General features: G+C 72.2%; 20 protein-coding genes and 1 pseudogene. 15 read left to right on the forward strand and 6 right to left on the reverse strand.

All coding sequences use genetic code 11. The features are described 5' to 3' along the window. Nucleotides 1-58: 58 nt before the first annotated feature. From ACYVMZ_RS12440 to ACYVMZ_RS12455, 4 genes and pseudogenes are all read left to right on the forward strand, one after another. A complete protein-coding gene (locus ACYVMZ_RS12440) occupies nucleotides 59-3,550 on the forward strand; it encodes an ATP-dependent helicase (protein WP_461078694.1) in 3,492 nt (1,163 codons plus the stop codon). A gap of 10 nt (nucleotides 3,551-3,560) precedes the next feature. Continuing rightward, nucleotides 3,561-4,973, forward strand: a complete 1,413-nt coding sequence (locus tag ACYVMZ_RS12445) for a dipeptidase (RefSeq protein ID WP_461078696.1) — start codon at nucleotides 3,561-3,563, stop codon at nucleotides 4,971-4,973. A gap of 156 nt (nucleotides 4,974-5,129) precedes the next feature. Continuing rightward, a complete protein-coding gene (gene nudC / locus ACYVMZ_RS12450) occupies nucleotides 5,130-6,074 on the forward strand; it encodes an NAD(+) diphosphatase (protein ID WP_461078698.1) in 945 nt (314 codons plus the stop codon). Nucleotides 6,075-6,088: 14 nt separating this feature from the next. Then, a pseudogene (locus ACYVMZ_RS12455) lies at nucleotides 6,089-6,391 on the forward strand (class I SAM-dependent methyltransferase); the annotation flags it as partial. Here the strand turns inward: ACYVMZ_RS12455 and ACYVMZ_RS12460 are convergent. Continuing rightward, nucleotides 6,343-6,579 (reverse strand): hypothetical protein, encoded by a 237-nt coding sequence (locus tag ACYVMZ_RS12460; protein WP_461079118.1) that lies wholly within the window; start codon nucleotides 6,577-6,579, stop codon nucleotides 6,343-6,345. The pseudogene ACYVMZ_RS12455 and the gene ACYVMZ_RS12460 sit on opposite strands and share 49 nt — an antisense overlap. Before the next feature lie 169 nt (nucleotides 6,580-6,748). Further along, nucleotides 6,749-6,991: a mycoredoxin gene (locus tag ACYVMZ_RS12465; protein WP_365666082.1), complete on the reverse strand. Its 243-nt coding sequence runs from the start codon at nucleotides 6,989-6,991 to the stop codon at nucleotides 6,749-6,751. 183 nt (nucleotides 6,992-7,174) lie between these two features. On the opposite strand from ACYVMZ_RS12465, the gene ACYVMZ_RS12470 reads away from it, so the two are divergent. From ACYVMZ_RS12470 to ACYVMZ_RS12495, 6 genes are all read left to right on the forward strand, one after another. Further along, a complete protein-coding gene (locus tag ACYVMZ_RS12470; RefSeq protein WP_461079106.1) occupies nucleotides 7,175-9,370 on the forward strand; it encodes an ATP-dependent DNA helicase UvrD2 in 2,196 nt (731 codons plus the stop codon). A gap of 164 nt (nucleotides 9,371-9,534) precedes the next feature. Next, nucleotides 9,535-9,858, forward strand: a complete 324-nt coding sequence (locus ACYVMZ_RS12475; protein ID WP_461078700.1) for a hypothetical protein — start codon at nucleotides 9,535-9,537, stop codon at nucleotides 9,856-9,858. Between the two features lie 174 nt (nucleotides 9,859-10,032). Then, nucleotides 10,033-10,401, forward strand: a complete 369-nt coding sequence (locus ACYVMZ_RS12480) for a WhiB family transcriptional regulator (protein ID WP_381021620.1) — start codon at nucleotides 10,033-10,035, stop codon at nucleotides 10,399-10,401. Beyond that, on the forward strand, nucleotides 10,398-10,721 hold the full coding sequence (locus tag ACYVMZ_RS12485) for a hypothetical protein (protein ID WP_461078702.1): 324 nt from the start codon (nucleotides 10,398-10,400) through the stop codon (nucleotides 10,719-10,721). The genes ACYVMZ_RS12480 and ACYVMZ_RS12485 overlap by 4 nt, the downstream gene beginning before the upstream one ends. Before the next feature lie 349 nt (nucleotides 10,722-11,070). Continuing rightward, entirely contained in the window at nucleotides 11,071-11,277 is a 207-nt protein-coding gene (locus ACYVMZ_RS12490) for a hypothetical protein (protein WP_461078704.1), read from the forward strand. A gap of 31 nt (nucleotides 11,278-11,308) precedes the next feature. After that, nucleotides 11,309-11,683, forward strand: a complete 375-nt coding sequence (locus ACYVMZ_RS12495; protein WP_461078706.1) for an Imm1 family immunity protein — start codon at nucleotides 11,309-11,311, stop codon at nucleotides 11,681-11,683. A 12-nt stretch (nucleotides 11,684-11,695) separates the two neighbouring features. Here the strand turns inward: ACYVMZ_RS12495 and ACYVMZ_RS12500 are convergent, their stop codons facing one another. Both ACYVMZ_RS12500 and ACYVMZ_RS12505 read right to left on the reverse strand, forming a co-directional pair. Then, complete coding sequence (locus tag ACYVMZ_RS12500) at nucleotides 11,696-13,060, reverse strand: ABC1 kinase family protein (protein ID WP_461078708.1); 1,365 nt, start codon at nucleotides 13,058-13,060, stop codon at nucleotides 11,696-11,698. Continuing rightward, nucleotides 13,053-14,267 carry a ThiF family adenylyltransferase gene (locus ACYVMZ_RS12505; protein WP_461078710.1) on the reverse strand — a complete coding sequence of 405 codons (1,215 nt, stop codon included), beginning with the start codon at nucleotides 14,265-14,267 and terminating at the stop codon, nucleotides 13,053-13,055. The genes ACYVMZ_RS12500 and ACYVMZ_RS12505 overlap by 8 nt, the downstream gene beginning before the upstream one ends. A 217-nt stretch (nucleotides 14,268-14,484) precedes the next feature. On the opposite strand from ACYVMZ_RS12505, the gene ACYVMZ_RS12510 reads away from it, so the two are divergent. The 4 genes from ACYVMZ_RS12510 to ACYVMZ_RS12525 all read left to right on the forward strand — a co-directional run bounded on the left by ACYVMZ_RS12510 (nucleotide 14,485) and on the right by ACYVMZ_RS12525 (nucleotide 18,491). Then, the gene (locus ACYVMZ_RS12510) at nucleotides 14,485-15,081 is read left to right on the forward strand and encodes a M48 metallopeptidase family protein (protein ID WP_461078712.1); all 597 of its coding nucleotides are present in this window, start codon (nucleotides 14,485-14,487) and stop codon (nucleotides 15,079-15,081) included. 138 nt (nucleotides 15,082-15,219) lie between these two features. Next, on the forward strand, nucleotides 15,220-17,025 hold the full coding sequence (locus ACYVMZ_RS12515) for a TerD family protein (RefSeq protein ID WP_461078714.1): 1,806 nt from the start codon (nucleotides 15,220-15,222) through the stop codon (nucleotides 17,023-17,025). Nucleotides 17,026-17,036: 11 nt separating this feature from the next. Continuing rightward, a complete protein-coding gene (locus ACYVMZ_RS12520) occupies nucleotides 17,037-17,717 on the forward strand; it encodes an AIM24 family protein (protein WP_461078716.1) in 681 nt (226 codons plus the stop codon). 18 nt (nucleotides 17,718-17,735) lie between these two features. After that, nucleotides 17,736-18,491 (forward strand): AIM24 family protein, encoded by a 756-nt coding sequence (locus ACYVMZ_RS12525; RefSeq protein ID WP_461078718.1) that lies wholly within the window; start codon nucleotides 17,736-17,738, stop codon nucleotides 18,489-18,491. 62 nt (nucleotides 18,492-18,553) lie between these two features. On the opposite strand, the gene ACYVMZ_RS12530 is transcribed toward ACYVMZ_RS12525, so the two are convergent. Together ACYVMZ_RS12530 and ACYVMZ_RS12535 are read right to left on the reverse strand one after the other, a co-directional pair. Then, nucleotides 18,554-19,081, reverse strand: coding sequence for an NUDIX hydrolase (locus ACYVMZ_RS12530; RefSeq protein WP_461078720.1), 528 nt, complete (start codon nucleotides 19,079-19,081; stop codon nucleotides 18,554-18,556). Then, nucleotides 19,078-20,547, reverse strand: a complete 1,470-nt coding sequence (locus tag ACYVMZ_RS12535; RefSeq protein WP_461078722.1) for a zinc-dependent metalloprotease — start codon at nucleotides 20,545-20,547, stop codon at nucleotides 19,078-19,080. The genes ACYVMZ_RS12530 and ACYVMZ_RS12535 overlap by 4 nt, the downstream gene beginning before the upstream one ends. Nucleotides 20,548-20,739: 192 nt before the next feature. On the opposite strand from ACYVMZ_RS12535, the gene ACYVMZ_RS12540 reads away from it, so the two are divergent. Then, nucleotides 20,740-21,861, forward strand: a complete 1,122-nt coding sequence (locus ACYVMZ_RS12540) for an SDR family oxidoreductase (protein WP_461078724.1) — start codon at nucleotides 20,740-20,742, stop codon at nucleotides 21,859-21,861. Nucleotides 21,862-21,924: the final 63 nt, after the last annotated feature.

A 21,924-nucleotide genomic window follows, 5' to 3' on the forward strand; every position in this document is an offset into this window, starting at 1 on the left:
TTGCTCACCGAGGCCGATCCGGCACCGACTGTCAGTGCCCGCCGCTAGCCTCTCTTGGGTGCCTGCTCGTATCACCGATCCCGATCAGCTCAAGGAGCTCCTCGGCATCCCCTTCACCCCGGAGCAGACGGCCTGCATCACGGCGCCGCCTGCCCCGCAGGTGATCGTGGCCGGAGCCGGATCGGGCAAGACGACGGTGATGGCGGCGCGCGTGGTGTGGCTGGTCGGCACCGGCCAGGTCGCCCCCGAGCAGGTGCTCGGCCTCACCTTCACCAACAAGGCTGCCGGCGAGCTCGCCGAGCGCGTCCGCAAGGCGCTGATCAAGGCAGGCGTCACCGACCCGGACGCCTTCGACCCGGACAACCCGCCGGGCGAGCCGGTGATCTCCACGTACCACGCGTTCGCGGGCCGCCTGCTGACCGACCACGGGCTGCGCATCGGCCTCGAACCGACGTCCCGCCTGCTCGCCGACGCCACCCGCTACCAGCTCGCCGCGCGCGTACTGCGCGAAGCACCCGGGCCCTATCCGGCCCTCACCCGCTCCTTCCCCGACCTGGTCGGGGACCTCCTCACCCTGGACGCCGAGCTCGCCGAACACCTCGTACGACCCGAGGACCTGCGCGCGTACGACGCCGAGCTGCTGCGCACCCTTGAGGGCGCCAAGCTGACCAACGCCGACCTGCGCAAGGTCCCCGAGGCGGCCGCCGCCCGCCGGGAACTCGCCGAGCTGGTGATCCGCTACCGGGCGGCCAAGCGCGAGCGCGACCTGCTCGACTTCGGCGACCAGATCGCCCTGTCGGCCCGGCTGGCCGCGATCCCCGAGGTGGGCCGCATCCTGCGCGACGAGTTCCGCGTGGTCCTCCTCGACGAGTACCAGGACACCTCGGTCGCCCAGCGCGTCCTCCTGGCCGGCCTGTTCGGCGGCGGCACGGGCCACCCGGTGACCGCGGTCGGCGACCCCTGCCAGGCGATCTACGGCTGGCGCGGCGCCTCCGTCGCCAACCTCGACGACTTCCCCGAGCACTTCGCCCACGCCGACGGCCGCCCCGCCACCCGCCAGGCGCTCAGCGAGAACCGCCGCAGCGGCGGCCGCCTCCTGGACCTCGCCAACGGCCTCGCCGAGCCCCTGCGCGCCATGCACGCGGGCGTGGAGGCCCTCCGCCCGGCCCGCGGCGCCGAACGCGACGGCCTGGTGCGCTGCGCCCTGCTGCGCACCCACGCCGAGGAGATCGAGTGGGTCGCCGACTCCATCGCCCACCTCGTGAACACCGGCAAGGCACCCGGAGAGATCGCCGTCCTGTGCCGCACGGCCGCCGACTTCGCCGAGATCCAGGGCGCCCTGGTGGCCCGGGACGTCCCCGTCGAGGTCGTGGGCCTGTCCGGGCTCCTGCACCTGCCCGAGATCGCCGACCTCGTCGCCGTCTGCGAGGTCCTCCAGGACCCCGGCGCCAACGCCTCCCTGGTGCGCCTGCTGACCGGCCCGCGCTGGCGCATCGGCCCGCGCGACCTCGCCCTCCTGGGGCGGCGCGCCCGGCTGCTCGTGTCCCACGCGCGCGTGGACGGCGACGACGACCCGGACCGCCGGCTCGCCGAGGCCGTCGAGGGGGTCGACCCGTCCGAGGTGATCTCGCTCGCCGACGCCCTCGACACGTTCCTGGAGACCCCGCTGGACGGCCACGGGGACGACGACGGACTGCCCTTCTCGCCCGACGCGCGCGTGCGCTTCGCCCGCCTCGCCGCCGAACTGCGCGAGCTGCGCCGCTCCCTGTCCGACCCGCTGATGGACGTCCTGCACCGCGTCCTGGCCGTCACCGGCCTGGAGGTCGAGCTGTCGGCGTCCCCGCACGCCCTGGCCGCCCGCCGCCGCGAGACCCTCTCCAACTTCCTGGACATCGCCGCCTCCTTCGCCGCCGGCGATAACGAGGCGACCCTCCTCGCCTTCCTCGGCTTCCTGCGCACCGCCGCCCAGTACGAGAAGGGCCTCGACAACGCCCTCCCCGGCGGCGAGAACACCGTCAAGGTGCTCACCGCGCACAAGTCCAAGGGCCTGGAGTGGGACGTCGTTGCCGTCCCCGGCCTGGTCACCGGCACGTTCCCCAGCACTCAGGGACGCGAGAAATGGACCGCGCAGGGCAAGGTGCTGCCGCACGACCTGCGCGGCGACGCCGACACCCTGCCCGACGTCGAGTCCTGGGACTCCCGGGGCCTGAAGGCCTTCCACGAGGCCATGAAGGAGCACCAGCACACCGAGGAACTCCGCCTCGGCTACGTCACCTTCACCCGGCCCCGCTCCCTGCTCCTGGGCTCCGGCCACTGGTGGGGACCCACCCAGAAGAAGCCGCGCGGACCCTCCGCGTTCCTGCAGGCCCTCCACGACCACTGCGCGGCCGGATACGGCGAGATCGAGGCCTGGGCGGGCGAACCCGCCGAGGACGAGGAGAACCCCGCCCTGCACCGGGCGACGGCCGACCAGGTCTGGCCCCTGCCCCTCGACGAGGCGGCCCTGGCCCGACGCCGCGCGGCCGCCGAGATCGTGCTCGCCCACTTGGAGGCCCTCGCCTCCCGCGAGTCCTCCCACCCTGCCGCCGTTCACGACCCGGACACCTACGACGACCCGGACTGGCCGCCGCCCCCGGACGAGGACGAGCCTTCGTACGACGAGCCTTTGTACGACGAGCCCGACCCCTTCGATGCCTTCGAGGACGACTCCGCCGAATGGGACGCGGGGCCGGCGGACCGCCCCACCGTCCCCCACCAGGCGGCGCCGTCGGAGCCCTCCAGCGCCCGCCCGCACCCCAGGGAGCCCGATCACCTGCCCCTCACCCCCGAGGAGGCCCGGACCGTGGCCTCCTGGGACCGCGACCTGGACGCCCTCACCGGCGAGCTCCTGCGCGCCCGCGAGAGCGTCACCGAGGTGCCCCTGCCCGCCTCCCTCACCGCTTCCCAGCTGCTGCGCCTGGCCGCCGACCCGGACGGCTTCGCCCAGGAGCTGGCCCGCCCCATGCCCCGCCCGCCGCAGCCCGCCGCCCGCCGCGGCACCCGCTTCCACGCCTGGGTCGAGGCCCGCTTCGAAGAGCTGACCCTGCCCATGCTGGAGCCGGAGGAACTGCCCGGCAGCGAGGCCGAGATCGCCGACGAACGCGACCTGGAGGCCCTCAAGGACGCCTTCGAGCGCACCGAGTACGCGCATCGCACGCCCTACCGCGTGGAGGCCCCCTTCCAGCTCACGCTCGCCGGCCGCGTCGTACGGGGCCGTATCGACGCCGTCTACAAGGAAGGCGACGGGCAGGAGGCGACGTACGAGATCGTCGACTGGAAGACCGGCCGCAGCCGCACCGCCGACCCGCTCCAGCTCGCCGTGTACCGGCTGGCCTGGGCCGAGCAGCAGGGCGTGCCCCTGGAGTCGGTCACGGCCGCGTTCCTGTACGTGCGCACAGGCGAGGTCGTACGGCCGGACGACCTGCCGGACCGCGCGGCGCTGGAGCGGCTGCTGCTGGGGGAGCCGGCCGGTGACGAACCGCACGATCGGGACGTCATCGCGGGCCGATAGGCTCGTGGACATGAGCCAGCCCGTTGACAGTGCCGTCAGCGCCGTCCGTGCATACATAGAGCAGCACCGCGCCGCCTTCCTCGACGACCTCGCCGAGTGGCTGCGCATCCCGTCGGTGTCGGCGCAGCCCGAGCACGCCGCCGACGTCCGGCGCAGCGCCGGCTGGCTCGCCGCCAAGCTGAAGGAGACCGGCTTCCCGATCGCCGAGGTCTGGGAGACGCCGGGCGCCCCCGCCGTCTTCGCCGAGTGGCCCTCCGCCGACCCCGGGGCGCCCACGGTCCTCGTCTACGGCCACCACGACGTGCAGCCCGCCGCCCGCGAGGACGGCTGGGACAGCGAGCCCTTCGAGCCGGTGATCCGGGAAAACCGTCTGTACGCGCGCGGGGCGGCCGACGACAAGGGCCAGGTGTTCTTCCACACCCTCGGCGTCCGCGCCCACCTGGCCACCACCGGCCGCACCACCCCCGCCGTGCATCTGAAGCTGCTGATCGAGGGCGAGGAGGAGTCCGGTTCGCCGCACTTCCGGGCGCTCGTCGAGAAGCACGCCGACCGGCTCGCCGCCGACGCCGTGATCGTCTCCGACACCGGCATGTGGTCCGAGGACACCCCCACCGTGTGCACCGGCATGCGCGGCCTCGCCGAGTGCGAGATCCGGCTGTTCGGCCCCGACCAGGACATCCACTCCGGCTCCTTCGGCGGCGCGGTCCCCAACCCGGCCACGGCCGCCGCCCGCCTGGTCGCCGCCCTGCACGACGAGCACGCGCGCGTGGCGATCCCCGGCTTCTACGACGGCGTCGTCGAGCTCACCGACCGTGAGCGGGAGCTGTTCGCCCAGCTGCCCTTCGACGAGCAGCGGTGGCTGCGTACCGCCAAGTCGTACGCCACCCACGGCGAGGCCGGGTTCACCACCCTGGAGCGGATCTGGGCCCGCCCCACCGCCGAGGTCAACGGCATCGGCGGTGGCTATCAGGGCCCTGGCAGCAAGACGATCATCCCCTCCTCCGCCCTGGTGAAGCTGTCCTTCCGGCTGGTCGCGGGCCAGGATCCCGACCACGTGGAGAAGGCCGTCCGCGCCTGGGCCGAGGAGCAGGTGCCCACCGGGATCCGCTGCGAGATCACGTTCGGTGCGGCCACGCGCCCGTGCCTGACACCGCTGGACCACCCCGCCCTGCAGTCGGTGGTCCGCGCCATGGGCCGTGCCTTCGGCAAACCGGTCCGCTTCACCCGCGAGGGCGGCTCCGGACCGGCCGCCGACCTTCAGGACGTCCTCGGCGCACCGGTGCTCTTCCTCGGCATCTCCGTGCCGTCCGACGGCTGGCACGCCCCGAACGAGAAGGTCGAGCTCGGCCTTCTCCTCAAGGGCGTCGAGACCACCGCCCACCTGTGGGGCGACCTCGCCGAGCACTGGCGCCATGCGCCCTGAGCGCTTGGCGCCGTCCGGACCGGCAGCGCGGGCGGGGCACACTGGAGGAACCGCCCCGCACCGCCGAGCCCGGCCCCACCCGGTCGGCTCCCGCCGCACGTCCCGCTGAACCGCCCGCCGAAACCCACCCATCCACCGGGGGAGTTGGAAGCACCTGTGACCACCTGGACCGACCACACCGCCGACCGCCCCATCTCGCTGACCGCCCCGAGCGGCATCGACCGGGCCGCGCACCACAGGCTCGACGAGGCCTGGCTCGCGGCGGCGTGGAGCCACCCGTCGACGCGTTGCTTCGTGGTCTCCGGCGGCCAGGTCCTCATCGACGAGACGCCGGACGGGCGCACCGAGCTCGTCATGACCCCCTCCTTCGAGGCCCCGCTCACCGAGGCGCACCGGTACTTCCTCGGCATCGACGAGGACGGCGTCAGCTACTTCGCCCTCCAGAAGGACTCCCTGCCCGGCCGCATGGACGACTCCGCGCGCCCGGCGGGCCTGCGCGAGGCCGGACTGCTGCTGTCCCCGCGCGACGTGGGCCTGATGGTGCACGCGGTGGGCCTGGAGAACTGGCAGCGCACCCACCGCTTCTGCTCCCGCTGCGGCGAACGCACCGTCATCGCCGCGGCCGGCCACATCCGCCGCTGCCCCGCCTGCGGCGCCGAGCACTACCCCCGCACCGACCCCGCCGTGATCATGGCCGTCACCGACGAGGACGACCGCATCCTGCTGGGCCGCCAGGTCCACTGGCCCGAAGGCCGCTTCTCGACCCTCGCCGGTTTCGTCGAGCCCGGCGAGTCCATCGAGCAGTCGGTGCGCCGCGAGGTCCACGAGGAGGTCGGCATCACCGTCGGCCAGGTCGAGTACATCGCCAGCCAGCCCTGGCCCTTCCCGTCCAGCCTCATGCTGGGCTTCATGGCCCGCGCGACCTCGACCGACATCGACGTCGACGGAGACGAGATCCACGAGGCCCGCTGGTTCTCCCGCGACGAACTGACCGCCGCCTTCGAGTCCGGCGAGGTCCTCCCGCCGTACGGCATATCGATCGCGGCCCGCCTGATCGAACTCTGGTACGGCAAGCCGCTGCCGACGCGGAGCGTCGCCTGACGCACCGCCTGGCGATGCCCGACCCGTACTGGAACCACAACGTCCACCACCGCCTGGTCCTCGCCGCCGTCCCCGACGGCTACCGCGCGGCCCTGGACGTCGGCTGCGGCGACGGCCTGCTCGCCCGGAAGCTCGCCACGCGGGCGGGAACGGTGGTCGGCGTGGACCGCTCGCCGGAGATGATCCGGCTGGCGCGCGCGAACGCGCCCGCCGACGTCACGTTCCTGGAGGCGGACTACCTGGACGACGGCTGTCTGCCCGAGGGCGCCTACGACTTCGTCAGCGCGGTCGCCGTCGTCCACCACACGGGCTTCGAGGACGCGGTCGGCCGCCTGGTACGGCTGGTCGCGCCCGGCGGCCGCCTGATGATCGTGGGCATGGCGGCCAACCGGACGCCCCTGGACTGGGTGATCAGCGGCTGCGGACTGCCCGCGAGCCTGTTGCTCACCCGCCTGCGCGGCGGCAAGCGGTGCCCGGCCGGTATGCCGGTCCAGGACGCGGACATGTCCTGGGGCGAGGTCCGGCGCGCCGCGCACCGCCTGCTGCCGGTTCCGCCGCCGGCCGCTATGGCGTCACACCGTGGAGTGGGACAAGCCGGCCGTGTGAGAGACGGCCCACGAAAGACGGCCCCTGGGATACACCTCAGGGGCCGCTTCCGTACCGCCGGGTGGCGCTTACGCGCCGATCTTCTGCTTCACCTGAGCCAGCGACGGGTTCGTGAGCGTCGTACCGTCCGGGAAGAGCACGGTCGGCACCGTCTGGTTTCCGCCGTTCGCCTTCTCGACGAACGCCGCGGACTCCGGGTCCTGCTCGATGTTGATCTCGGTGTACGCGATACCTTCGCGGTCCAGCTGGCTCTTCAGCCGACGGCAGTAGCCGCACCACGTCGTGCTGTACATCGTCACAGTGCCCGGCATGTCTTTCGTGCTCCTTCAGCGGCTCGGGGATGCGTTGCTCGCAGTGGTGGAACGTACTTGAAAGCGTCACCATTCCCGTCGGCGGTGCCGGTGCACGTGACGCCTGCCGCATTAGTACGACTATCAGTGCCTGCCTGTGGACAACTGGCTCACCCGTCTCCGGCGACCTGGCAGCATGGCCGTGTGACAGCAGCAACGCACTCCACCCTCTTCCCGCAGGTACCGGACTCTGCCGACGCGGTGCTCGAAGGGCTCGACCCCGAGCAGCGCGAGGTGGCCACCGCCCTGCACGGCCCGGTGTGCGTGCTGGCGGGCGCCGGCACGGGCAAGACCCGGGCGATCACCCACCGCATCGCCTACGGGGTGCGCGCCGGGATCCTCCAGCCCTCCAGCGTGCTCGCCGTCACCTTCACCAACCGTGCCGCCGGGGAGATGCGGGGCCGGCTGCGCCAGCTCGGCGCCGTCGGCGTCCAGGCCCGTACGTTCCACTCGGCGGCCCTGCGCCAGCTCCAGTACTTCTGGCCGAAAGCAATCGGCGGCTCCATGCCCCGGCTCGTCGACCGCAAGATCCAGCTCGTCGCCGACGCGGCCGCCGCCTGCCGCATCCGGCTCGACCGGGGGGAGCTGCGGGACGTCACCGCGGAGATCGAGTGGTCCAAGGTCACCCAGACCGTGCCCGCCGACTACGCGCTCGCGGCCGCCAAGGCCGGCCGGGTCGCGCCCCGCGACCCGGCCGAAATCGCCCAGCTCTACTCCGCCTACGAGGACCTCAAGCGCGAGCGCGCCGTCATCGACTTCGAGGACGTGCTCCTGCTGACCGTGGCCATCCTCCAGGACCGGCACGACATCGCCGAACAGGTCCGCGCCCAGTACCAGCACTTCGTCGTCGACGAGTACCAGGACGTCAGCCCCCTGCAGCAGCGGCTGCTCGATCTCTGGCTCGGCGAGCGGGACAACCTGTGCGTGGTCGGCGACGCCAGCCAGACGATCTACTCCTTCACCGGAGCAACCCCCGACCACCTGCTCGACTTCCGCCTCCGCCACCCCGGCGCCACCGTCGTCAAGCTGGTCCGCGACTACCGCTCCACCCCCCAGATCGTCCACCTCGCCAACGGCCTGCTCGCCCAGGCCCGGGGCCGCGCCGCCGACCACCGCCTGGAGCTGATCTCCCAGCGCCCCCCGGGCCCTGAGCCCGTCTACTGCGAGTACACCGACGAACCCGCCGAGGCCGAGGGCGCCGCCCGCCGTATCCGCGAACTCGTCGACGCCGGAGTCCCGGCCGGCGAGATCGCGATCCTCTTCCGTATGAACGCCCAGTCCGAGACCTACGAACAGGCCCTCGCCGACGCCGGAATCCCCTACCAACTGCGCGGCGCCGAGCGCTTCTTCGACCGGCCCGAGGTACGCAAGGCGGGCATCGCCCTGCGCGGCGCGGCCCGCTTCGGTGGCAACGACTCCCTCCTCGACGACGCCGTCGACCTGCCCTCCCAGGTGCGCGCCGTACTGTCGGGAGAGGGCTGGACACCGCAGCCCCCGGCCGGGTCCGGCGCCGTGCGCGAGCGCTGGGAGTCCCTGGCCGCCCTGGTGAACCTCGCCCACGACTTCGCCGCCGCCAAACCCGGCGCCACCCTGGCCGACCTCGTCGCCGAGCTCGACGAGCGGGCGGGCGCCCAGCACGCCCCGACCGTCCAGGGCGTCACCCTCGCCTCCCTGCACTCGGCCAAGGGCCTGGAGTGGGACGTCGTCTTCCTGGTCGGGGTCGCCGAGGGCATGATGCCGATCACCTACGCGAAGACCGACGAGCAGATCGAGGAGGAGCGCCGCCTCCTCTACGTCGGCGTCACCCGCGCACGCCAGCGCCTCCACGTCTCCTGGGCACTCGCCCGCTCGCCCGGCGGCCGCCCGAACCGGCGCCCCAGCCGTTTCCTGGACGGGCTGCGCCCCGGCTCGGTGGCCACCACCGGGCGTACCGCTGCCGGCGGCTCGGCCGGTGTCGAGCGCGGCACCACCGGAACCGGGGCAACCGCCCCGCGACGGACGCAGCGCACCCCCGCCCGCTGCCGGGTCTGCGGCCGCACCCTGACCGACGCGGGCGAGATGAAACTGATGCGCTGCGAGGACTGCCCCTCCGACATGGACGAGGGGCTCTACGAGCGGCTGCGGGATTGGCGCGCCCACCAGGCCGGTCGCAGCGGACAGCCCGCGTTCTGCGTCTTCACCGACAAGACACTGATGGCGATCGCCGAGGCCGTCCCCGAGGACGAGCACGAGCTCGCCCGCATCCCCGGGGTAGGGAGGCGCAAGCTCAACCGCTACGGAGCCGATGTGCTGGCCATCTGCGCAGGCCAGCATGTCAGCGGGGCCGATGAAGAAGACTGATCCCAACTCGTCGAAAAAATAGTTTGCGCACGCCCCAGCAATCCCCATAGGTTCTAGGCACGAAAGCAGCGGCCTTCTCGGAGGCCCTGACTTCGTGTTGTACTTGCATATCCGTCGGACTGGCTCAGCCCAGTCCCCCGAGACGCCGAGAGGAGGCGAGTCCAGTGATCAGCATCAACACCAGCTCCAGCACCGTGAAAATGACCGATCGCTCGGCCGTCTCCCTGTGCATGCTCGGCGTTTCGAACCTGGGCACCGGTCTGTCCGGCATTCGTGCCGTCCGTCCGGCGTCCTCCATTGCTCCTGCGGGCCTTGTCGTCCGTGAGCGCAATGAGCGACCGACCAAGGCACTGGAAGCGGCAGCAGTAGCGGCACAGGCGCAGGCCTATGCCTTTGCGGCGACCGGTGCCGGATTCCGGAAGCAGACGGCGCAGCACCACCTGATGTGGGCCTTCCGTGGGCCAGAACCCTGGAGTGATCCAGCCTGATCGCCGATCAGGCCGGCGCCTTCAGGGCCGCGGAACCCCACCCGGGATCCGCGGCCCTTCTGTTTTCCCTCACGCGGGGAGACCAGAGCGAAGGGGCCTCGGGACAAGAAAAGACCCGGTACCAAGCCGCCCCCCGGCCAACCGGCCGGAACGACCAGACGAGGAAGACGAACCGTGCAACTCGAAGCGCACGCCCCGTCCGTACCGCCTTCCGAAACGATCCCCAAGCCCGGCCCCACGGAGGACTCCACCTTGACTCCGCTCACCGCGCTCACCGCGCTCGACGACGCCATCGAGAACCTCGGCGTACCCGTCCCCTGCCGTTCCAACGACCCGGAGGTCTTCTTCGCCGAGTCGCCGGCGGACGTCGAGTACGCCAAGTCCCTCTGCCGCACCTGCCCGCTGATCGAGGCCTGCCTCGCCGGCGCGAAGGAGCGGCGTGAGCCCTGGGGCGTCTGGGGTGGCGAGCTGTTCGTCCAGGGTGTTGTCGTCGCCCGGAAGCGGCCGCGTGGCCGCCCGCGCAAGAACCCGGTCACGGCATGAACACCGCAGGAACGATCGACCGTCCCCTCACGCACGACCCCCAGAAGCAGGCCCCGATGAAGCCGTCCACCCACGAGCCCGCGTGCTCCGCGACCGAAGACTTCACCATCAGCGGCGCGAACGACTTGCGTCAGAACAGGACCCGAGAGATGCAACTCATCCCAGAAGCCATGGCTCGTGCGCATATGCACGAGCGACTGCAGGAGGCGGAGCGGGAACGCCAGGCCGTGCGCCTGGCGACCGCCCGCCGGATGCAGCGCCGGGCGGAGCGAGCCTCGCGGCGCGCCCGCAGGGCGCTCGCCATGGCGGTCATGCAGTAACCGTCCGCACCTGAAGCGGTGGCCTCCCGGCCGGGAGGCGAAGCTCTCCCCGCGGGGGCCGGTCCGTGCCGAACGGACCGGCCCCCGCCGGGCGTTGTGCCCCTGCGGTGGGCCATGTCCGCCCGCTCGTGTGGATGGTGCGGTGGTCGGTCCGAAGCCGAGGCGGGGCCGGTGGTTCTCGACGCGCGGAGCCTCGCAGGCGAACAGCCCGGTCGCGGGGCCGACCTGCCCGGAGGGCCCGCCTCGGCGATGCTCGCGCTGCTCGCCGCGGGGCTTCCGGGCGTGCCGGAGCCGGTGCTGGGGCACGGCATCGGGCGCGAACCACCGGCCACGGCGCTATCGTCGCCGGATGACGAGCCTCCCCGGCGACGGCGACGGCGGCTCCACCGACGAGCCCCGGCCCCTTGTGTGCGCCCGCTGCGGTACCCGGGCCGAGCACCCTCAGCCCACCTGGACCTTCTCCGTGGAGAACGGCACCCGCCATTACTTCTGCGAGACCTGCTCCCGGGAGAACCTCAGGGTGATCGAGGGCCGGTTGGACTCGGAGTGGTGGTAACTCGCGGTCCGCGGTGTGAGAAGGTCGGCCTGTGGCTGAGTCATGGGTCGTCGCGGAGAACAGCGTGCCGGTGGCGCCCGACGCGGTAGCCGAGCTGCTCCGCGGCAGGATCGCAGCCGGCCAGCGGGAGACCTGGCTGAGCAGTGCCACCGGCCGGTCGCTCGCGGTCGTGACCAACACCGAGCGCGCGATGGTGATGCTCCTCGATCACGAGGGCGACCCGGGCGGACATGCCATGGACTCCGGCGCCGACGGAACGAGCGACGGATACGTCCTGGCGAACGGGCAGTGCGACGAGTACCCCGACCAGGACACCGTCCCGCTCGACGAGGCCCTGCGGATCGTCCGGCAGGTTCTGCTCACGGGCGACCCGCCGGCCGATGCCGCGTGGGTGAGCGACCGCTGAAGGCCGATGTCCTCACGCCTCCGCCACCGACTCCTCCTCCGGCTCCTCGGGCACGAACCCCGGCAGCCACTCCTCCAACTCCTCGCGCAGACGCACCGTCGAGCCCAGCTGGCACAGGACGCCGATCGTGCTCAGGGTCACCCGGTGGATCAGCAGGTACGCCGGGGGCAGGTTGAGCTGCTTGCCCAGCTGGTAGGCGGGGGAGCGGGGGTCGGCGATGCGGGCCGCCTGGCTGCGCATCCAGCCGCGGGTGAAGGTGAACTCGTCGACCTGGGCCGGTTCGATGATCGGCAGCAGGTAGTCGAGGACGGCGTCGGGGTCCAGCTCTATGGACTCCTTGATGAACCCCTCCGTGCAGAGCAGTTCGTAGACGGCCTCCGCCTCGCCGTCGAGGGTCATGCGCAGGGACTCGCCGATGGTGACCGGCAGGCCGCCCGGAAGGCGGTCGACCGTACCGAAGTCCAGGACGCCCAGGCGCCAGTCGTCCTCGCCGTCCGGGCCGCCGGGCAGGAGACGGAAGTTGCCCGGGTGCGGATCGGCGTGCAGCAGGCCGGTGCGGGCCGGGCCGGAGAACAGGAAGCGGGCCAGGAGCTGGCCGGCCCGGTCGCGCTGCTCCTGTGTGCCCGCCGAGATGATCTCCGACAGCGGGATGCCGTCGATCCACTCGGTGACCAGGATCTGCTCGCACTGGTGGACCACGTTCGGCACCACCACGTCCGGGTCGTCGCTGAACTCTTCGGCGTGAACCCGCTGGGCCTGGGCCTCCAGGCCGTAGTCCAGTTCCTCCGACACCCGGTCCTTGAGCTCGGCGATCAGCGGCTTGACGTCCATGCCGGGGATCAGCGGCCCCAGCAGGCGGGCGAAGCGGCTCAGCTGGTTCAGGTCGGACAGCAGGGCTTCGCCGGCGCCCGGGTACTGCACCTTGACCGCCACCTCGCGGCCGTCGTGCCACACCCCCCGGTGCACCTGGCCGATCGAGGCCGCCGCGGCGGGCTTGTCCTCGAACTCGAGGAACAGCTCCTGCCAGTCCTCGCCGAGCCGCTCGCCGAGCACCGCGTGGACGGTGCGGGTCGGCATCGGAGGCGCGGCTTCCTGGAGCTTCGTCAGCGCAGCCCGGTAGGGGCCGGCGACCTCCTCGGGCAGCGCCGACTCGAAGACGGACAGGGCCTGGCCGAACTTCATCGCGCCGCCCTTGAGCTCGCCGAGCACCTTGAACAGCTGCTCCGCCGTGCGCTGCTGCAGCTCGCGGCCGACGATCTCCGCGGACTCGCCGACGATCCGCTTGCCGAGTCCCCAGGTGGCCCGCCCGGCGATGCCGAGCGGGAGCGCGGCGAGCTTGGCGGTCCGGGTGACCGCCTTCCGGGGAAGATCAGACATGCGCCCTCCAAGTCCCAGCCAGCCGCTGCGCGTCTGCCTTACGACACAACCGCTCCATCGGCCGTTGCACAGCCATTGTCTCGTGTGACTCCCCGTCCTCGGAGGTGTGTTCCCCCATACCTTTCTCTACGGCTCCGCACGGGCACGCGTGGTGTGCCCACACCGGCCGCGCGTGCCAGTGGAGACCGGGAACCGAGACCTCCCAGCGCGCGCCGGCGCTGGACAGTACCTGGCCGTCCAGGAAGGCGAGCGCATGAGCGGCCGCCAGCCCGGCCACCGTGGTGGCCAGCGTCAGGTCACACGGTCGCACGTGACGCTGCCTTCCGGAACGCCACTGGGCGACCAGGCGCGGCCAGGTAGGGTCCCGGTCGGTGCGGTTCTCGTGCAGACAGCCCGCGCAGGCCGTCTCCCCGGGCAGGACGAGAGGGCCGACCATACCGGTTCCCTCCACGACGCCGGCGTACAGATGGGGTGTGCCGGAGGCCATGAGGGCCTCGGCGGCGGACGGGGCGGGCGCGTGCACGGCGACGTCGTCCCGCGGGGCGAGGATCACCAGCGCGAAACCCGGGTCACCGTCCTCGGGCGGTGCGCCGGGCCCGCGGCGCGGTGGCCGGTCCGGGGCCGCGCGGCGCACGGCACGGCGGGCCGCCTCGTCCCTGCGGTCGCCGACCGCCTCCGCGGGCAGTCCGCCCGGCGCGACGTCCCACGGTTCGACACAGCCGCCGTCACGCACATCGACCTCGCCCACCCCGGCACCCGACAGCAGCGAGGCCAGCACCGCGCCCACCCGGCCCGCGCCCCGCACCTGCACGCGCAGGGAGCGGCGGGCGGCCAGGACCCTCATCGCGTCGCCCGGCTCGGACGTGACGAGGGACAGGGAGGCCAGATCCGGGCGCAGCCGGTCCAGGACGTCCTTCTTCTTCCGCAGGGCATCGGCGGCCGGGCCACCGCCCCGCGCGTCGTCGAGCAACCCCGCCCGCGCCAGCCCTCGCACCAGCCCGTCGACATGACCGTCCGGCAGGTTCATGCGGCGCCCCTCCTCGCGCAGCAGCTCCAGCCCCCGCGTGCCGTTGAGCAACTCGAGGAAGCTGCCCGTCGCGGTGTCCATCGGCCCGAGTGTCATCGCGTGTGCCGGAGTCATCCCGAACTGCACGGTGTTGAGGTCGCGCCAGCCGCGCCTGAGCGCGGGTTTCACCATCGGATGCATGACAGGCCCCCGTTTGCCTCGATCGTCCCCGTTCGACGGCCGAGCCCGGTCACGGCCGAGCCGGCGAGAGCCAGCATGCCCGGATCCGAGGCTGGCTGCAGAAAGTTGTCCACAGGCGGGGGAATTCGTCGTACAAATCCGGCGCGCGGTGGGGCGCCCCGGCACCGAACCGTCCCGGAGCCGGGACTTCCCCGGGTACAGCGGGTAACGTCGGGGCGTGCCCGCCGACCCACTGCACCGCGCCGGAAAGCCACAGCGCAGCACGACGAGCCAGCCGCCGAGCGGCTCGGGGGCGAGCGCGATCGAGGTCCGCCGGAGCGCCCGTCGACGCAGAACGGTCTCCGCGTACCGAGAGGGCGATCGCACCGTCGTGCTCATCCCCGCCCGGATGTCCGAGGCGGAGGAGCAGCGCTGGGTGAGCGTCATGCTCGACAAACTGGCCGCCCAGGAGAGCAAGCGGGCACTCGGTGACGCCGAACTGGCCGAGCGCGCCGAGCGGTTGTCGGCGCAGTACTTCGACGGCCGTGCCCGGCCCACCTCGGTCCGCTGGGTCACCAACCAGAACACGCGCTGGGGCTCGTGCACCCCGTCCGAGGGCAGCATCCGCCTGTCGCACCGTCTGCAGGGCATGCCCGAGTACGTCATCGACTACGTCCTCGTCCACGAGTTGGCGCACCTGCTGGTGCCCGGACACGGGCCCCGTTTCTGGCGGCTGCTGGAGGCGTATCCGCGGACCGAGCGGGCCCGGGGCTACCTGGAGGGCGTGGTCGCCGCCGAGCGGTTGCCGCACGTGCCCGGCGCTCGGGGTGAGTGACCGCTTTCCGCGATCAAGCAGCAGATACGGCTGAGCGCTGGTTCTGTACCGGCTCTGTACCGACCGCGTCCGGTGTCCGAATTTGCCGTTAGCCTGGCGCGACGCACTCACGTTCTGGATGGGGGACGGTCGTTACGCATGGCCAGGGAATTCCAACGCGGCCACAAGGCCAGGATCAGTGACCTCACCGCGGGCACGGATCTGTACGTAGGCGTGCAGATCTCCGGCCCGGGACTGACCTTCGACATCAGCTGTTTCGGTCTCGACGCCGACGAACGGCTCTCGGACGACCGGTACTTCGTGTTCTACAACCAGCCGAAGTCTCCCGAGGAGGCCATTCAGCTGCTGGGTGCCCAGGCGGGCGACACGGAGTCCTTCCGGGTGACGCTGGACAGGATCCCGCCGCAGATCCAGAAGCTTTCCTTCACGGCGACGATCGACGGGGCCGGGCAGATGTCGCAGATCGACCCCGGATACATCCGTATCGTCGCGGGCGGTGAGGAGGTGGCCCGGTACCCCTTCAACGGCTCGGAGTTCTCCACCGAACGGGCCGTGATGCTGGGCGACTTCTACCTTAAGGACGTGTGGCGGTTCGCCGCGGTCGGGCAGGGCTTCGACGGCGGACTCGACGCGCTGCTGAAGAACTTCGGCGGTGAGGTGGCGGAGGAGGAGACTCCCGCTCCCGCCGCCCCGCAGCAGCCGCAGTCCGGCGCCGCCCCGGGCTTCGCCCCGCCCGCGCAGGCCTCCGCCCCGCCCGCGTTCGGCGTCCCCGGCACCCCGGAGCCCGCCCCCGCCCCCGCCCCTGCTTCCGCCCCCACCCCCGCCCCTGCCCCCGCCCCGGCTCCTGCTCCCGCGCCGCAGCCCGCCGCGCAGGGCTTCGCGCCCCCGCCGGGCGCGACTCCGCCTCCGCCAGGTGCCACCCCGCCCCCGGCGCCCGCGCCCGGGGTGCACGCCGCGCCGACCATCGTCGCGCCCATGAACACCCCGCCCGCCGGCACCGTGCCACCCCCCGCCCCGGCGCCCGCGCCCTACGGGCAGCCGCAGCCTCCGTACGGCCAGGCAGCCGGCCAGACGGCCCCGCCACCTCCCGGCTATCCCCAGCCACAGGCACCGACCCCGCCCCCTGGCTACCCCCAGCCGCAGGCACCGACCCCGCCGCCCGGCTACGGACAGCAGCCGCCCCCGCCCCCGGGCTACGGTCAGCAGCCGCCGTTCGGGCAGATCCCGGGTCAGCAGGCCCCCTACGGAGCCCCGCAGGGCGCACCTCAGGGAGGTTCCCAGGGCCCTGGTGTCGCCGCCGCGCTCCAGCAGTTCAAGGAGACGCCCACCGGACAGCGCTGGACGCAGCAGAACAAGAAGCTGGTCCGCGTCGACCTCGGCATCGGCGGACAGCCGGTCCTCGCCCGGCAGGGCAGCATGGTGCTCTACCAGGGCAAGGTCGACTTCAGCTACAAGGGCGCCGGCTTCGCCGGCCGGATCGTGGGCAACGCGACCGGCCAGGAGCTGCAGCTGATGCGCTGCACGGGCCAGGGACAGGTGTTCCTCGCCGAGAACTCCACGATGCTGCACCCCATCGAGCTGCAGGGCGACGCCGTGTGCGTCTCCGCCGAGAACGTCCTCGCCTTCGACGAGACCCTCCAGTACGAGGTCCGCCGCATCGAGGGGCACGGCATCCCCGGCGGCGCGCTGTTCACGATGCAGTTCCAGGGCACCGGCACGCTCGTCGTGAAGACGCACGGCACGCCCGTGGTGCTGCCCGTCACGCCCACCACGTTCGCCGACTGCAACGCCGTCGTCGCCTGGTCGGCCGCTGCCCAGGTGGTCGTCTCCAGCCAGGTGCGGATGCGCCGCAACGCCTACCCCGGCGACACCGGAGAGAGCGTCAACCTCCAGTTCCGGGGAGCCCCCGGCAACTTCATCGTCGTCCAGCCGTACGAGGTCTGAGGGAGCCCGTCATGACCCAGCAGCTCGCGGGCTACGCCCCCGCACCCGTCACCGCCCGCATGGAGAACCACGGCAACCACATGCTGAAGGTCGCCATGCAGACCGGAAACGACCTCCTCGCGCGCATGGGGTCGATGGTCGCCTACGAGGGGTTCGTCCAGTACGAGCCCAACCCGCCGGCCGTGCGCCAGGTCGCGAAGGACTGGATGACCGGCGAGGGCGCGCCCCTGATGAAGTGCTCCGGCGACGGTCTGCTCTACCTCGCCGACTACGGCGCGAACGTCGTCGTCATCAATCTCAACGGCGACGGCATCTCCGTCAATGCCACCAACCTGCTCGCCTTCGACGCCCACCTCACGTGGGGTGTCGAGCGGGTCAAGGGCCTGGCGAAGTTCGCCGGGCAGGGCCTGTGGAACACCAAGATCTCCGGGCAGGGCTGGGTCGCGCTGACCTCCCGGGGCAAGCCCATCGTCGTCGACTGCGGCGGCGGCGAGGACGAGACGTACGTCGACCCGGACGCGCTCGTCGCCTGGTCCCCGAACCTCAAGGTGAAGGGCAAGCGCAGCTTCCGGGCGCAGTCGCTGATCGGCCGCGGCAGCGGCGAGGCCTACCAGATGGCCTTCTCCGGTCAGGGCATCGTCGTCGTCCAGCCCAGCGAGGACAGCACCGACCGTCTCCGGGTCCGGGGCTGAGGGGGAGCCAGAAACGCCATGCAGAGCCCGATTTTCGCCTACAACGAGCAGCAGACCCAGGAACGCTGGAGCCTGCAGAACAAGCAGATGCTGCGCGTCGCCCTGGAGGGCCACGACGACATCCTCGCCCGCAAGGGCACGATGGTCGCCTATCAGGGGCTCGTCGAGTTCGACGCCGAGTACCAGAGCCACGACCAGGCACGCGCGCGTGCGCGCACCGGCGAGGGCCTGGACCTGATGCGCTGCCACGGGCAGGGCACGGTCTATCTCGCCAACCTCAAGCAGCACATCCACCTGGTGGACGTGGAGCAGGACGGCCTCACCGTCGACAGCAGCTACGTCCTGGCGATGGACTCCTCCCTGCACCACGAGGTCATCGCCGTCGACAGCCTGTACGGCATCTCCGGCTCCGGAAAGTACCAGCTCAACATCACCGGCCGGGGCAAGGTCGCCCTCATGACCTCCGGCATGCCGCTGATGCTCCAGGTGACACCCGACAAGTACGTCAACTGCGACGCCGACGCGATCGTCGCCTGGTCCACGAGCCTGCGCGTGCAGATGCAGGCCCAGACGCACTCCTCAGGGGTGTGGCGACGGCGCGGCAGCACCGGCGAGGGCTGGGAGCTCAGCTTCATGGGCACCGGCTTCGCGCTCGTCCAGCCCAGCGAACTGCTGCCGCCGCAGAACGCCCAGCTCGGCTCGGGCCTCGCGGCGCAGTACGGCATGGGCCAGCAGGGGGCCCGGGGGCAGAACCAGGGCAACGCCTGGAGCTGACCAGCCGAGGGCTGCACAGAGGTAAGGGGCAGCCGCCATGGCGGCCGCCCCTTACCCATGTCTCAGACTCCGAGCCTCGCCCGGGTCGCCTCCAGCAGCCGTACGACCGACTCGTCCGCGACGTCCGCCACCTCGCCGTACGCGAACCATCGCACGTCGAGGGACTCGTCACTGATCGCGTGCGCGGCGTCGGGCGGCGCCAGGACCGCGTACTGGACGTCGTAGTGCCAGTGGCACGGCGGCGGGATCGGGTGCCGGTCCAGGCGCACCGGGCCGCCCGGCAGCAGCGACAGCCCGGCGACGCCCGACTCCTCCGTCGCCTCCCGCAGGGCGGTGGCCGCAAGGGAGGCGTCGCCCGGCTCGCAGTGGCCGCCCATCTGCAGCCACATGCGCAGCTTCCTGTGCAGGGTCAGCAGCACCCGGCCGCCCTCGGGGTCGATCACCAGGGCGCTCGCCGTGACGTGGCCCGCGTCACACGACTTCCACATGCCGTCCGGGTGCTCGGCCAGGTGATCCAAGTAGGCCTGGCGCAGCTCGGGCTGGTCCTCGTAGCTCTTCAGCACGAGGACCGCGTCGTCGTACAGGCTCACTCGGTGTTGTCGCCCTTGCTGTCGCCCTGGTCCTTCTCGCTGTCGCCCTGGTCCTTCTTCTTCCGCAGGTCGGGCTTGTCCGCCGCTTCGCCGAGCATCTTGTCGAGCTCGGAGAAGTCGATCTGCTCGCGGTGCACGAAGCCGTCCGGGTCGTCCAGGTCGGTGGCCGTCGGCAGCATGTCCGGGTGGGCCCACAGGGCGTCCCGGCCGTCGACACCACGCGCGTCCGTCACGGACGCCCACAGACGGGAGGCGTCACGCAGGCGGCGCGGGCGCAGCTCCAGGCCGATCAGCGTGGCGAACGTCTGCTCCGCCGGGCCGCCCGAGGCGCGTCGGCGACGCAGCGTCTCGCGCAGTGCGTCGGCGGACGACAGGCGGGGCTTCGCGGCCGCGTGCACCACCGCGTCCACCCAGCCCTCGACGAGCGCCAGAGCCGTCTCCAGACGGGCCAGGGCGGCCTTCTGCTCGGGCGTGTCCTCGGGCTGGAACATGCCCTGCTGGAGGGCCTCCTGCAGCTGCTCCGGGTTCTGCGGGTCGAACTGGCCGACCACGTCCTCCAGCTTGGCCGTGTCGACCTTGATCCCGCGCGCGTAGCCGTCGACCGCGCCGAACAGGTGCGAGCGCAGCCACGGCACGTGTGCGAACAGGCGCTGGTGGGCGGCCTCGCGCAGGGCGAGATACAGCCGCACCTCCTCCTGCGGCACGCTCAGGTCCTTGCCGAACGAATCGACGTTCAGCGGCAGCAGCGCGGCCTTGCCGGCCGGGCCGAGCGGCAGGCCGATGTCGGACGAGCCGACCACCTCGCCGGCGAGCACGCCCACGGCCTGCCCGATCTGCGTGCCGAACATGGCGCCGCCCATCGAGCGCATCATGCCGATCAGCGGGCCGGCCATGGCCTGCATCTCCTCCGGCAGGACGTCGCCCATGGCCGTGCCGACGCGCTCGGCGACCGGGTCGACGAGCTCCTGCCACGCGGGCAGGGTCGCCTCGACCCACTCCGCGCGGCTCCAGGCCACCGCGGAGGCGGCACCGGACGGCAGGGACGTGGCATCGTCGAGCCACAGGTCGGCCAGGCGGACGGCGTCCTCGACGGCCTTGCGCTCGGCGGGGCCGACGCTCGCGTCCTTCGAGCCGTCCGGGGCGCCCTGGGAGACCGTCTGGCGGGCGATCTGCTTGGCCATGTCCCAGTTCACCGGGCCGCCCTCGTAGGAGAGCATCTGGCCCAGCTGCTGGAACGCGGCGCCCAGGTCAGTGGGGTTCAGTGAACCGAACATGGCAGCGAACGGATTGTCCGCACCGGGGCCACCGGGGCCGCCACCAAAGCCTCCGGCTCCGGGCAGGCCGCCGAAACCGAACGGGTTGGCCGGTCCCTGACCACCACCGCTCTGCTGGTCCTTCTTCTTGCCCTCGTCGCCGTCGTCCGGCTCCTCCGGCGGAAGGCCGAATCCGAATGGGGTGTCACTCACGGGATTCCTCGGCTGGTAGGGCCGCCGGTTCTTTCCGGCGGACTGGCTGCCCGACAACACCACCCAGCGTAGACACCTGGGGCGGTTCGGGCCTCGGTGCTTCGCCGACAGACGGCCTGCGGCAGGATGGATGCCACCTGGTACGTACGCGTCACTCGCGCCCGTACTGAAGACAACCGCTGGAGACGCCCGGTGAGTTCCCCAGATCCGCAGGTTCGCGCAGCGCGAAACCAGTCAACCAGTCCCGCGAGTCCTACCGTGCGCGGGCCCGTCGTAGCGGTCACCGGTGCCGCGTCCGGAGTCGGCGCGCTGCTCACCGAGCGGCTCGCCGCGTCCGAGGAGATCAAGCAGGTCATCGCCATCGACGAGCGGCGTGGCGAGTGCGCGGCGGCGCAGTGGCACATCCTGGACGTCCGGGACCCGGCCATCGCGGACAAGCTGCGCGGGGCCGATGCGGTGGTCCATCTGGCGCTCGATCTCGACCTGGAGACCGACGCCGCCGCCCGAACGGCCTACAACGTACGAGGGACACAGACCGTCCTGACAGCGGCCGCCGCGGCCGGGGTGCACCGGGTCGTGCTGTGCACCTCGGCGATGGTCTACGGCGCGCTGCCGGACAACGAGCTGCCGCTGTCCGAGGACGCGGAGCTGCGGGCCACGGCGGAGGCCACGGGCGTCGGGGACCTGCTGGAGATCGAGCGGCTCGCGCGCAGGGCGCCGCGGGCGCATCCCGGCCTCAATGTCACCGTCGTACGGCCCGCTGTGCTGGTCGGGGGCACGGACACCGCGCTGACCAGGTACTTCGAGTCGCCTCGGCTGCTGGTCGTGGCCGGGTCGCGGCCCGCGTGGCAGTTCTGCCATGTCGAGGACCTGTGCAGTGCCCTGGAGTACGCGGTGCTGGAGAAGGTCGACGGGGAACTGGCGGTCGGCTGCGACGGGTGGCTGGAGCAGGAGGAGGTCGAGGAGCTCAGCGGCATCCGGCGGATGGAGCTGCCCTCGGCGGTCGCGCTGGGCGCGGCGGCCCGGCTGCACCGGATCGGGCTGACGCCGTCTCCCGCCGGGGATCTGGCGTACACGATGTACCCCTGGGTGGTGAGCGGGAGCCGGCTGCACGATGCCGGGTGGCGGCCGCAGTACACGAACGAGGAGGTGCTCGCGGAGCTGCTGGAGGAGGTCTCCGGGAGGCACACGGTGGCCGGGCGGCGGCTCGGGCGCAAGGACGCGACGGCGGCCGGGGCCGCGGGGGCGACGGTGGCGCTGCTCGGCGCGGCGGCGGTGGTGCGGCGGGCGCGGAAGGCTCGGCGGCGGATCTGAGTGGCTCCCGGCCCAGGTCCACCCGCCCTACGACGCGGGCGGCCGAGAAGCGGAAGATCCTGT

The organism is Streptomyces deserti (assembly GCF_054782695.1).

Coding starts and splice junctions, on each gene's coding strand:
- ACYVMZ_RS12445 (WP_461078696.1), top strand. CDS start 3,561: ATGAGCCAGCCCGTTGACAGTGCCGTCAGCGCCGTCCGTGCATACATA.
- ACYVMZ_RS12460 (WP_461079118.1), bottom strand. CDS start 6,579: ATGTCCGCGTCCTGGACCGGCATACCGGCCGGGCACCGCTTGCCGCCG.
- ACYVMZ_RS12465 (WP_365666082.1), bottom strand. CDS start 6,991: ATGCCGGGCACTGTGACGATGTACAGCACGACGTGGTGCGGCTACTGC.
- ACYVMZ_RS12485 (WP_461078702.1), top strand. CDS start 10,398: ATGAACACCGCAGGAACGATCGACCGTCCCCTCACGCACGACCCCCAG.
- ACYVMZ_RS12490 (WP_461078704.1), top strand. CDS start 11,071: ATGACGAGCCTCCCCGGCGACGGCGACGGCGGCTCCACCGACGAGCCC.
- ACYVMZ_RS12500 (WP_461078708.1), bottom strand. CDS start 13,060: ATGTCTGATCTTCCCCGGAAGGCGGTCACCCGGACCGCCAAGCTCGCC.
- ACYVMZ_RS12505 (WP_461078710.1), bottom strand. CDS start 14,267: ATGCATCCGATGGTGAAACCCGCGCTCAGGCGCGGCTGGCGCGACCTC.
- ACYVMZ_RS12515 (WP_461078714.1), top strand. CDS start 15,220: ATGGCCAGGGAATTCCAACGCGGCCACAAGGCCAGGATCAGTGACCTC.
- ACYVMZ_RS12520 (WP_461078716.1), top strand. CDS start 17,037: ATGACCCAGCAGCTCGCGGGCTACGCCCCCGCACCCGTCACCGCCCGC.
- ACYVMZ_RS12525 (WP_461078718.1), top strand. CDS start 17,736: ATGCAGAGCCCGATTTTCGCCTACAACGAGCAGCAGACCCAGGAACGC.